The 11449-nt window shown below is 67.3% G+C and carries 11 protein-coding genes; 4 read left to right on the top strand and 7 right to left on the bottom strand.

Annotated elements, in window-relative coordinates:
- Positions 1-124: 124 nt before the first annotated feature.
- Both SriyCCGPB3_RS12405 and fabR read right to left on the bottom strand, forming a co-directional pair.
- A complete protein-coding gene (locus SriyCCGPB3_RS12405) occupies positions 125-1735 on the bottom strand; it encodes an autotransporter outer membrane beta-barrel domain-containing protein (protein WP_350259330.1) in 1611 nt (536 codons plus the stop codon).
- 1163 nt (positions 1736-2898) lie between these two features.
- Complete coding sequence (fabR, locus tag SriyCCGPB3_RS12400; RefSeq protein WP_005409961.1) at positions 2899-3555, bottom strand: HTH-type transcriptional repressor FabR; 657 nt, start codon at positions 3553-3555, stop codon at positions 2899-2901.
- Between the two features lie 92 nt (positions 3556-3647).
- On the opposite strand from fabR, the gene SriyCCGPB3_RS12395 reads away from it, so the two are divergent.
- The gene (locus tag SriyCCGPB3_RS12395; RefSeq protein ID WP_350259329.1) at positions 3648-4718 is read left to right on the top strand and encodes a ferredoxin reductase; all 1071 of its coding nucleotides are present in this window, start codon (positions 3648-3650) and stop codon (positions 4716-4718) included.
- 11 nt (positions 4719-4729) lie between these two features.
- Positions 4730-5878, top strand: a complete 1149-nt coding sequence (locus SriyCCGPB3_RS12390) for a fatty acid desaturase family protein (RefSeq protein WP_071229068.1) — start codon at positions 4730-4732, stop codon at positions 5876-5878.
- A 5-nt stretch (positions 5879-5883) separates the two neighbouring features.
- Here SriyCCGPB3_RS12390 and SriyCCGPB3_RS12385 read toward each other — a convergent pair whose 3' ends face one another.
- From SriyCCGPB3_RS12385 to SriyCCGPB3_RS12365, 5 genes are all read right to left on the bottom strand, one after another.
- Positions 5884-6219, bottom strand: coding sequence for a tetratricopeptide repeat protein (locus tag SriyCCGPB3_RS12385; RefSeq protein ID WP_008267331.1), 336 nt, complete (start codon positions 6217-6219; stop codon positions 5884-5886).
- Positions 6219-6794, bottom strand: a complete 576-nt coding sequence (locus SriyCCGPB3_RS12380; protein ID WP_110712570.1) for a flavin reductase family protein — start codon at positions 6792-6794, stop codon at positions 6219-6221. The genes SriyCCGPB3_RS12385 and SriyCCGPB3_RS12380 overlap by 1 nt, the downstream gene beginning before the upstream one ends.
- Positions 6791-7420, bottom strand: coding sequence for a superoxide dismutase (locus SriyCCGPB3_RS12375; protein ID WP_153855536.1), 630 nt, complete (start codon positions 7418-7420; stop codon positions 6791-6793). The genes SriyCCGPB3_RS12380 and SriyCCGPB3_RS12375 overlap by 4 nt, the downstream gene beginning before the upstream one ends.
- 400 nt (positions 7421-7820) lie before the next feature.
- Positions 7821-9341, bottom strand: a complete 1521-nt coding sequence (locus SriyCCGPB3_RS12370; protein ID WP_350259328.1) for a thioredoxin family protein — start codon at positions 9339-9341, stop codon at positions 7821-7823.
- 119 nt (positions 9342-9460) lie between these two features.
- A complete protein-coding gene (locus SriyCCGPB3_RS12365; protein WP_153855534.1) occupies positions 9461-9910 on the bottom strand; it encodes a GNAT family N-acetyltransferase in 450 nt (149 codons plus the stop codon).
- Positions 9911-9976: 66 nt separating this feature from the next.
- Between SriyCCGPB3_RS12365 and SriyCCGPB3_RS12360 the strand changes: the two genes are divergently transcribed.
- Together SriyCCGPB3_RS12360 and SriyCCGPB3_RS12355 are read left to right on the top strand one after the other, a co-directional pair.
- On the top strand, positions 9977-10912 hold the full coding sequence (locus SriyCCGPB3_RS12360) for a TIGR03571 family LLM class oxidoreductase (protein WP_350259327.1): 936 nt from the start codon (positions 9977-9979) through the stop codon (positions 10910-10912).
- A 125-nt stretch (positions 10913-11037) separates the two neighbouring features.
- Positions 11038-11349 carry a DUF3817 domain-containing protein gene (locus SriyCCGPB3_RS12355; protein ID WP_110712565.1) on the top strand — a complete coding sequence of 104 codons (312 nt, stop codon included), beginning with the start codon at positions 11038-11040 and terminating at the stop codon, positions 11347-11349.
- The last annotated feature ends 100 nt before the right edge of the window (positions 11350-11449 follow it).

Genomic DNA, 11449 nt, shown 5'->3' with positions numbered 1-11449 from the left:
CGCGGACGACAGTGTTATAACATTACATTGCGTCAGCAAAACCCTGCCGGATGTCATGCCCGGCAGGGTGCGATGGAGAATCGAGAGACGCCGCCCCGGGCTGGTCCCAGGGCGGCGAGGGGGCTTACCAGGCGGCGCGCAGGCCGACCTGGGCGCCGTGGTTGCGATAGCCGCTGTCGCCACGCTGCACACGCAGGTCACCCCATGCGCTCCAGCGCTGGCCCAGCTGCAGCTGGGCACCGGCCTGTACCTCGTAGCGGTTCTCCGGCGTCTTCGCGTTCAGCGACTCGCTGTTGAAGCGCATCGACGCGTCGCGCTGGCCCCGCAGCCAGTTCGCCGCCAGGAACGGCTGCACGCGGTTGCCCTGCAGTGTGCCCTGGCCAAACAGGCGTACGCCGAGGCGGCTGTTGAGGCCGCCGCCGCGACCATCCTCGACCGTGGTGCCATTGTTTTCGACCAGGCTGTCGCCGTCGTAGTCGGTCCAGGTCAGCTGCGCCTGCGGCTGCAGGTACAGCGTGCTGGCCTCACTGCTGCTGATGGCCCAGGTATAACCGGCTTCCAGCGATGCGCTCCGGGTCCTGGAATCGTAGGTCTCGCGGGCGATGCCTTCGCCCTGCACCTCGTTGTCGAAGCGTGCCGCCTGCAGCCAGCCGTCCACATACAGGCCGGCACTGCTCTGTGCATCCTGCACCCAACCCAGGTAGACACCGGCCGACTTGCCCTTGACCTTGCCGCGGGTGCCATAACCGCTCAGCGTCGACACCGCCTGCGTGGTCGCCTCGCCGGTGCCGAGCATCACGCCGATCTGGCCACGGCCATCGCCCCAGCGCCAGACATCGCTGCCCAGCTGCAGGGTGTTGATGTGGGTACGGGCATCGACCTGGCCAGCCACGTTCGCCTGCAGCTGGTCACGCCCGGCGCGCACCCAGGTGCCGATGCGGGCGCGGTCGAAGCCGGGCTCGCCGCGGTCGTGGCGGCGCAACTGGAACATCTGCACGGCCGCGGCCTGGTTGGCCAGGTACGCGCCCGGCTCCGGACGCAGCACGGGGGCCGGGTCGACCGGCACTTCCGGGTCCACCGGATCAACCGGGTCGGTCGGGTCCACTGGCTTGCACTCCGGCAGCGCCGGATTGATGTCGCACGGATTGCCGGTGTAGGCCGAGGTCAGGTACCAGTTGCCGTTGGTCGCACCGGGTGTGCCCTTGCGCAGGAAATACTCGTACATGCCACCGATGGCGCGGCCCTGCAGTGCGAGGTGGCCATTGCTGGCACCGTCCACCTGCACCAGCGGAATGCCGTTGACGGTCTGTGCGCCAGCGCCGGCAATGTTGTTGACGGTGACCTGGGTGGTGCCGCTGGTATCACCGGTCACGTGCATGCGCGAACTCGCTGCGTCGTCGCCGGCCAGCACCGTGTTGAAGTGCAGGGTGCCGCCATTGCCGGTGTAGTTGCCGTTGACGGTCAGCTGCGGATACGCCGCCGTACCCGCAGCACCGAGGAAGATGTCGCTGCCCGCACCCAGGGTGAGGTTGCCGGTGTTGCTGTCGCCGGACAGCGTCCAGCGTCCGCCCTGGTCGACGATGACATCGGCCGGGCCGAGGATGCGGCCGGTCAGGTCGAGGCCGTCGAGCAGGCTGATCTTTGCGGTGGCGGTATCGGCAATGGTGATGTCGCCACTGAGCGTGGAGGTGCGCGCGGTGAAGTCGAGCAGGGCGTTGTCACGCGCTTCGATCATTACGCCGTTGCCGCCGGTAAGCGTGGCGCCGTTCTGAGCGGTGATGCGGACGGTCTCGTCAATGTTGCCGCGCCCGATGGAGATTGCTGCGCCTGTCGCCCCCTCCACCCGGGATGCATCCACCAGAATGCCCCACGTGCTTTGATTGTCAGCTTGGCCAGAAGTACCTGTCCCGTATGAGATGCGGAGTCCGTTGGTCTCCCCAGAGGCCAGCGAGCCGGATCGCAGGTTCACTACTGCTCCGCCGACAATGACTGCATAGGTTCCGATAAAGCGGCTTCCTTCCGAGTCCAGTGTTGCACCTGCGTTGGCTCCCAAGCCGAGCAAGCCTGCTGTGCCGAACCGACTGTTGACAGCAAGCAAGTGAGAGCGGGGGCGATCATTCGCGCCCGTTGCTGTCGAAAGTAGGAAGCGATCATTGATGACAGAGTCGCGGATCACCGCTGAGCTGTTCAGCAACCGGGTGTAAGGAAGGGTGGAGGTTGCATTGAGCACCGCGTTCGTCAGAATCAGCTGGGCAGGTCGGCCCGAGGAATACACCGCGTCTATTCGGTTCGTAGTGGCGCCCTGCACAACCAGTGTTCCGCCGTTGACATTGAACGACTGTCCTTCGAGAGGGCTTCCGCTTGTGACCGTCAGGGTCTGGCCAGGATTGACGGTCGCAGCGCCGGCGAAGGCTGATGTGGTCAAAAGCAGTGCGGCGGACACTGCCAAAGCAAGGCGGGAACAATGTGAAGGGGCGGGATGAACCGAGTTCTGTCTCAACTGCATCATGCGCATGGGTGTGTCTCCTTGGAACGTTGGGTGGGACCTGCATCCGCAGGGCCGGAGGCGGCACTGTGCGGATCGGGTCTTGCCTGGGCCATGCAATTAATCTGAAACGACTGCAGCGACACCGATTGGGTTCAAACGCCGTTCACTGACGTATTCAGCTGAATGGGTCGCCGTGCTGGAATAGTGCACGGCAGGTGAGGACGTCATGAAGATCGTGTCGGAACCACGCGAAACCCTATTCACATATGTAGATATGTGACGGGTGATCCAGTTCATGCAGGCGCGTGGCCGTCCGTCGCTGCGCCGCGACAATCGAGGTGAAGGCCCGCTGGGGAGCGCAGCGTCTGCCGCCAGGGCCGGACGCCATTGATCCGGCAATCGGGCAGGAATCAGCCGCGGCGGAACGCGGCGGGGGTACGGGCGCCGACGATGATCATGCGGATCATCGTGGAGATCTGCTCGACCAGCTCCGGATCCTTCTCCGGCGGCAGGTCCATGGCGGTGGCGCCCATCGCGAACACCAGCCGGGTGATGGCCTTGGCCACCAGTTCCGGGGCATGCAGTACGGCGCCATCCAGTGCGGCCAGGCGCACCAGATCGTGCTGCAGCTCTTCCTCGAAATAGTGCAGCTCGCGTTCGACCGCATGCTTGAAGTCGTCCGAGCCGACCGCGCCCTCGCGCAGCAGCACGTGCAGCAGCTTGTCGTCGGCGCGCAGCTGCTCCATGAAGGTCTCCACCGAGACCCGCACCACGCTGGTGGCGGTGGAGGTGGCGCGCTGCCGGGCCTCGCCGATGATGGTGCGCAGCGAGCGGCCGGCCGCATCGATCAGCGCCACGGCCAGTTCGTCCATGTCGCGGAACTGCCGGTAGAAGCTGTTCGGCGCGATGCCGGCCTCACGTGCCACTTCGCGCAGGCTGAGCGTGGACAGGCTGCGGTGCGGCCCGATCAGTTTCAGGGCAGCAGCCAGCAGATCCTCGCGGCTCACCGTACGGCGGGCCGGGCTGTTGGCATCTTCGGGCGTCGACAAGGCGGTGGCGGCGGCCATGGGGGTTCCGGTGGGGCGAGGCTGAATCATACCCAATCCGGTTCAATATACACATGTATACACAGGTGTATGTGCGCCCGTATAGTGCGCCCATGAGCGCTGTCGTCCGTCCGTCCCTGTTCTCTCCGTACCGCTGGGTCTCGCCGTCGCTGTTCGATTTCTGGGCGGGCCAGCTCAATCCCCTGTGGACCCTGCGCGAGCCGGTGGCCCGCCTGGTCCGGCGCGAGCCGGCCGGCGAGGGCGCGGCGACCCTGGTCCTGCGCACCAACCGGCACTGGGCGGGTATGCGTGCCGGCCAGCACGTCACCCTCGGCGTCGAGATTGAAGGACGCCTGTGGCAGCGCAGCTACAGCCCCACCGCACTGGGTCGGCGCGAGCTGGCGATCACCGTCAAGGCGATCGACGGCGGCCGGGTCAGCCAGCATCTGGTCAACCATGCGCAGCCGGGCGAGCTGTTCCGCCTCGATGCCGCCTTCGGCGAATTCCATATGCCGGCCGCGGCGCCGGTGCTGCTGCTGGCGGCCGGCAGTGGCATCACGCCGATGCGCAGCCTCCTGCGCGAGGCCTGCCAGCGCCCGCTGGCGGCGCCGGTGGACCTGTTCTACTGGGAACGCACCGCCGCCCACCTGCAGTTCCGTGATGAACTGCAGGCGCTGGCCGCAGCGAACCCGAACCTGCGCGTGCACCTGCTGACCACCCGCGAAGGCGAAGCACCGGCCGCGCGTATCGATACCCACGATCTGCAGGTGGCCGGCGATGACACGCCGTTGGCGCAGCGCCATGTGCTGGCCTGCGGCCCGGATGGCTTCGTTGCCGCCGCGCGCGAGCGCCTGGCGCACCAGGTGGCCGGCTTCCAGGCCGAAGCCTTCACCCCGCCAGCGCCGCTGCGCGATGCCGACACTGAAGGCGAAGTCTCGCTGACGCTGGCCCGCAGTGGCCGCCAGCTGAGCGTGCCGCGTGGCCGCTCGCTGCTGGAAAGCCTCGAAGCCCATGGCATCAAGCCCAAACAGGGCTGCCGCATGGGTATCTGCAACACCTGCTCCTGTGACCGTGTAAGTGGTGCGACCCGCCACCTGCGCACCGGCGACCTGCAGTCCGAAGCGGCGCAGCCGGTACGGATCTGCGTGAGCGCACCGACCACCGACCTGACCCTGGATCTCTGAGGACGCCTGCCATGACCCGCGCTACCGACCGTGCCCTGAGTACTGCCGAGATGCATGCCTTCGGTGAGGAACTCGACGCGATCCGCGACCGCGTGATCGGCAGCCTCGGCGCCTCCGATACCCGCTACATCCGCCGCGTGGCCGCCGCCGTGCGCTGGTTCGGCGTGGGTGGCCGTGGCCTGCTGTTCCTTGCGGCGTTCTCGCCACTGTTCTGGATGCCGCTGCTGTGGCCGGCCGCGATCACCGGCACGCTGCTGCTGGCGCTGTCGAAGATCCTGGAGAACATGGAGCTGGGCCACAACGTCATGCACGGCCAGTTCGACTGGACCGGCGACCCCAAGCTCAACGGCAACACCTACGAGTGGGACATCGTTGCCACCGCCGACAACTGGCGCAAGACCCACAATTTCCGCCACCACACCTACACCAACGTGCGTGGCATGGACGATGACATCGGCTACGGCCTGCTGCGCATCTTCCCGGAACAGCGCTGGAAGCCGTTCTACCTGCTGCAGCCGATCATCGCGCCGATCTTCGCGCTGCTGTTCCAGTGGGGCGTGGCCGCGCAGGACCTGCGCCTGGGCCGCTGGCTGAAGGGCCGCATGAGCAGCCGTGCGATGTGGCTGCAGACGCGTCCGGTGGCGCGCAAGATGCTGCGCCAGGTGCTGAAGGACTACGTGTTCTTCCCGCTGCTGGCCGGTCCGTTCTTCCTCACCGTGATGCTGGGCAACCTGGTCGCCAACGGCCTGCGCAACATCTGGACCTATGTGATCATCTTCTGTGGCCACTTCACCGCTGAATCGGAAACCTTCCCGAAGGAGTGCCTGCGCAATGAGTCGCGCGGTCACTGGTACCTGCGCCAGCTGCGCGGTTCGTCGAACATCAGTGGTGGCTTCCTGATCAATGTGCTGTCGGGCAACCTCAGCCACCAGATCGAGCACCACTTCTATCCGGACCTGCCGGCCAACCGCTATGCGGCCATCGCCAAGGAAGTGAAGGACATCTGCCGCCGCTACGGCCAGCACTACAACAACGGCTCGCTGCCGCGCCAGTTCGGCCAGGTAGTCTGGCGCATCCTGCGCCACGCGTTCCCGAGCAAGCCGCGCCGCCTGCCGATGTCGGACATCATGTCCGCACCGGCATCGGCCAACGCGGGCTGATCGACTCAGCCCGCCTTCGCCAGGGCCGCCTGTTCGCGGTCCAGGCGACGCAGGAACACCTGCATTTCCTTGCGTGCCTGCTGGTCGCCCTTGCTGCCGGCCACGCTCAGCCCGCGCTGCCACGCTTCGCGCGCCGCCTGCGGTTGGCCACTGGCCAGCCAGGCTTTGCCCAGCAGCTTCCACGCCGCCGAATACTGCGGATCAAGGACCACGCAACGGCCCAGATGGGTGGCCGCGCGCACCGGGTTGCCGGCATCCAGCCAGCCCTTGCCCAGGCCGAAGCGCAGCAGTGCGCCGTCCTTGCCGCTGGCCAGCATGCATTCCAGAGCCTCGATGTTCATCAGCGCACCTCCACCAGCAGCTCGGCCGGTCCCGGCTGGAAGCGGCCGCGATGGAACAGCAGCGGTGCGCCGCCGTTCTCGTGCACCTCGATGATGCGGCCGGCCAGCAACAGGTGATCGCCCACCGGCCACTGTGCGTGGCGGGTACAGGTGAGATGCGCTACCGCACCGGCGATGCGTGGCGGGGCGTCCTCGTCGTCATCCAGCAATGCCAGGCCGTCGAAGCGGTTGCGTACCTGCGGATCGGCAAAGCGCCGGGCCAGTGCTTCCTGGTCGGCCGCCAGCACGCTGATCGCGAAGCGGGTGGCGCGCTGGAAGGTGGACAGGCTCTGCGCGTGCAACGCCAGGTTCCACAGCACCAGTGGCGGCTGCAATGACACCGGCACGAACGAATTGATGGTCAGGCCGATGGGGTTGCCCTGCGCATCGCGCGCGCAGACGATGGCCACGCCGGTAGGAAAGTGGCCGAGCAGCCGCCGCAGGGCACGCGGCGGCATCTCGACCGACGGCACCGGGGCCGGGGCGGGGAAGACCCCCGCCCACGGCCCGGCGTACGGCAGTGTCTCGCCGCTCATGAGGCCCGGGCCTGGCGGTAGCGCCGGCCGACCTCGGCCCAGTTGATGATGTTGAAGAACGCACCGATGTAGTCCGGGCGGCGGTTCTGGTAGTGGAGGTAGTAGGCGTGTTCCCAGACGTCCAGTGCGAGGATCGGGGTATTGCCCGACAGGCCAACCGCCGTGCCCATCAACGGGCTGTCCTGGTTGGCACTGCTTTCCACCTGCAGGCGGCCATCGCGATCGCTGGTCAGCCAGGCCCAGCCACTGCCGAAGCGGGTCTGCGCAGCCTTGGTGAAGGCCTCCTTGAAGGCATCGAAGCCACCCAGATCGCGGTCGATGGCGGCGGCCAGCTCATCATCGGGTGCGCCGCCGTTGGTGCTGAGTACGGTCCAGAACAGGCTGTGGTTGGCGTGGCCGCCACCGTTGTTGCGGACCGCGCCACGCTGCGCCTCGGGCACGGCATCGAGGTTGGCGATCAGCGCCTCGACCGGCTGCTCGGCGATACCGGCCTGCTCGATGGCGGCATTGAGGTTGTTGACGTAGGTCTGGTGGTGCTTGCTGTGATGGATCTCCATCGTGCGCGCATCGAAGTGCGGCTCAAGGGCGTCATAGGCATAGGGGAGCGGGGGAAGCGAGTACGACATCGAAGCAATCTCCGTGGGGAAGGCCAGAAGGGCTGGCCGTGGGGAGATCGTTATCGCACCTCAACATTGGTTGAGGTCAAGAGATCAAGAGGTCAAGACGGAGGCGTGGTAGTGCCGGCCGCTGGCCGGCATTCAGCGAAGGTCGGGTTGCCGGCCAGCGGCCGGCACTACCAGAACCCGCTTTCCGAACCCTCACCGGCGCGCTGATGTGCTGCCCGCGCTCACAGGAAACCGTCCGGTGGCGGGGGGAGGGGCTGGCCGGGACCGTTGGCGCCATGGATGGCGCCATCGAGCCCCCAAGGATGGGTTTACGGCGTGTCCCGGCCAGCCCCTCCCCCCGCCACAACCGATATCAACAAAAGCGCCGGCAGGCGAACCAGCCGCCAGCGCTTTCATCAACTCAACTCAACCAGTCCTTGCATGCACCATCCGCCTGTTCGCCGCATGCCTGCTGCATCTGCTGCTGCAATCGCGCCAGCGTCTCCGCACCCTGGTGCTTGCCGCTCCACGCCTTCAACTCCCCGGCCAGGCGCTCGAAGCGCTGGCGGGTGCGCTGGTGGTAGCCCGACGGCTGTGCTTCCAGTTCGGCAATCAGCGAGGCAGTGGCCTGCTCGACGCGCGGCGCATCGTCCGGGGCCAGCCGCAGCAACCCTTCCACGTACAGCACGCCCCACTGCACGCGGGTGGCCGGGCCCTGTGCACCGTCGTAGGCACGCTTCAGCCACTCCAGCGCACCGGCGGTGTCGCCGCGCTGCTCGGCCAGTTCGGCCAGTTCGGGCATGTAGTAGTACGGCTGCTCGCTGCGCTTCAGCTCGGCCAGCAACAGCGCCTCGGCACCGGCGTCATCGCCCGCTTCGCGCAGGGCATATACCGCGCTGCTGATCGTGGCCTGGCGTGCATGCGCATCGGTGGCGGCGGCATCGGCCGCGGCCACGCGCTGCTTGACCCGTTCCACCAGCGCCGCCGGCAACGCGCCCTTGGGTTGCTGCTGGCGGGCCAGCGACACTTCGGTCAATGCGCGCGACAACGCATCGTCGGCGCGGTCACCGCGCTCGGCATCGGCGCGCTCCAGTGCGACCAGCAGTTGCTGGCCCAGGGTGTTGGACGTGGCCGGGCCTGTGCTGGCCTGCTTCACCAGCTTGGCGCCGGCATAACCCAGCAGCTCGCGGTTGCGGCGTACTTCGGCGGGCTGCGCCAGCGCCGCCTGCAGCAGTTCGCGCACTTCGGTGGGCGAGGCATCGGGCTTTTCGGCTGTAGCCAGGGCCAGCAGGGCGAAACGACGCTGCAGGGCAGCGTCCGGTGCGGCCTTGGACAGTTGCCGCAGCACGTCCTGGCTCCTGCGCTCGCCGGCCAGGCGGTTGGCGTCCACTTCCCAGCCGTAGTCGCCCAGCACCTGCCAGTCTTCGGCGGCCAGTCGGTCCGGTGTTGCCAGCGCGGTGGCCAAGGTGGCCGCAACAGCGCTGCGGCGGCCCGCGGCCACGGTCAGTGCCCGGGTCAGTTCGGCGGCGTCATTGCCACCGGCGACGCGGGTGATTTCGTTGCGCTGTGGGTCCAGCACGATCAGCGTGGGATAGCCGCGCACGCCGAAGCGTTCGCCCCAGGCCTGCGCGCCTTCCTCGTCGCCATCCAGGTAGACCGGCACGAACTTGCTGGTCAGTGCGATGAAGGCCGGGTCCTTGAACAGGCCGGCCTTGAGCTGGTTGCACGGTGGGCACCAGACGGCACCCCAGTACAGCAGCACCGGCTTGCCGCTGTCGGCGGCCTCGGCGAAGGCATCATCGACGTCGCCCTGGCGCCAGGCGATGGCCGTGGCCGGTGCGGGAGCCTCGGCGGAGTTGGCGGTTGGAACCGGGGCCGGGGTGCAGGCGCTCAGCGCCGAGGCCAGCAGCAACACGGAAAGCGCGACGCGCATCGGCAGCATCTCGAAGGGCAGGGTGACAGGCCATTGTAGGAACCGCCGGGGAGCCTGCTGATTCAGTTTGCTTATGACAGGCGTGCCGCAGGGCATGACGCCCGTCGGGCATTGCCGGGCGGTTGCCTTCAGGCCGCTGCCCGCACCATCTGCTGGTACACCAGCCCGTTGATCTCGCCGACCTCGCCATCCAGCACAAAGCCATAGCGCAGGTAGGCAGGCACTGCGTTGAGCGAGGCGCGCACGGTCAGGACCGGCTCGCGTACCTGCGGCAGCACGGCTTCGAGCAAGGCATGGCCGATGCCCTGGCCCTGGCAGGCGGGATCGACGAACAGCATTGCCAGGTGCCGGCCCTCCTTCAGTTCGACCACGCCGACCACGCGCGCATCCTGTTCGGCCACCAGGATGTGGTTGTCACCCTGCAGGCGCGCACCAAACGCATCGGCTGCTGCGACACTGCCGAAGGCGGCGATGCCGGCCGCGCTGAGAGACGGCGCCACTGCCTCGTTGAACGCGGCCAGGCATACCGCGCTGATCGCAGGCAGGTCATCGGCGTGGGCAGGGCGGATCCTTGGCATGCAGTGTTCTTCCTGTGGTGGGCGGCGCATCATCGTTGCCGCAGACCTGCAGGCTAAGCTGGCGGCATGAGTGAATTCAATCCCGCCCATGCTTCGTTGTTTCCTCAACAAGGACTGAGCCTGGGCCTGATGACGCCGGTTGCGGCGCATGGACTGGCCGACCCGGACGAGGCGCGGCGCATCGCACGGCTGGCCGATGATCTTGGCTTCGCCGCGCTATGGACGCGCGACGTGCCATTGATGGTGCCGCAGGGCCCGGATGCAACAGCGAGTGCGCTGGATGACCCGTTCCTGTGGCTGGGCATGCTGGCTGCAGCGACCGAGCGCATCGTGGTCGGCAGCGCAGCCATTGTGCTGCCGCTGCGGCAGCCGTTGCAGGTGGCGAAGTTGGCGCTGAGCCTGGACCGGATCAGTCGCGGGCGCTTCGTGCTCGGGCTGGGTTCGGGTGACCGCCCGGAAGAATTTGCTGCGTTCGGCGAGGATCTGGAGGGCAGGGCGGCGATGTTCCGTGAGCGCTGGACGTTGTTGCGCGCAGCACTGTCACCGGAGGCCGATGAGCGGACCGCCGTACTGCAGGCGACCGGTGGCTTCGATGTGCTGCCGGCACCGGCGACGCGCATTCCGATGCTGGTGGTGGGTACCGCGCGGCAGAGCCTGCAGTGGATCGCGCGTGAGGCCGAAGGTTGGGCCACCTATCACCGCGAGGAGGTTGCGCAGGAAGGACGCATCGGCCTGTGGCAGCAGGCGCTGGTGCAGCGCGGCGGGGCAGGCAAGCCGTTCGTGCAGTCGATGCAGCTGGACCTGCAGGCGGATCCGCAGGCGCCCGCCGAGCCATTGCCGCTGGGCCTGAAGGTCGGCCGCGACGGGCTGCGCGACTATCTGCGGCGCGTGCATGCGCAGGGCGTGGCGCATGTGATGTTCAATCTGGTCGACAACGGACGACCGATGGACGCGGTGCTGCGAGAGATCGGCGAGCAGGTTCTGCCGGATGTGCTCCGGTAGGTGTCCACCTTGGTGGACACGTTCCAGCAGTCGAGCACGGCTCGACTCTACATGCGGTTCGCATCTGCGTATCATTCGCATTTGATATCCCGATGCCGGAGCCCCGCGTGACCCAACGTTCCCCCATGCACCCGACCGGACGCCTGTTCGCCGCGGTCGCTTTCATCGAGGCTTTGACCTGGGCCGGCCTGCTCATCGGCATGTGGATGAAGTACGGCCCGATGGCCAACGTGGCGCTGGTCAAGCTGTTCGGGCCGCTGCACGGCGTGGCCTTCCTGGTCTACGTGGCGGTCACCCTGTTCGCGGCGATACGCCTGCGCTGGCCGTGGTGGGCCAGTGCCCTGGCGCTGCTGGCGGCGATCCCGCCGCTGGTGACGCTGCCGCTGGAGTGGTGGTTCAAGCGCCGTGGCCTGCTGGGCCTGCGTGCAATGCGCTGAGCCCACTGTTGCATGCCCATTCAAGAGAATGGGTATCAAATGCAAATACGAGCCGTTATCATTTGAGGGTGACGTCAGGTCCTGACCGGAACTGACGCCG

The organism is Stenotrophomonas riyadhensis, assembly GCF_040256885.1.
Classification (GTDB): Bacteria; Pseudomonadota; Gammaproteobacteria; order Xanthomonadales; family Xanthomonadaceae; genus Stenotrophomonas; species Stenotrophomonas riyadhensis.
This window is presented reverse-complemented; position numbering and strand designations above follow the sequence as displayed.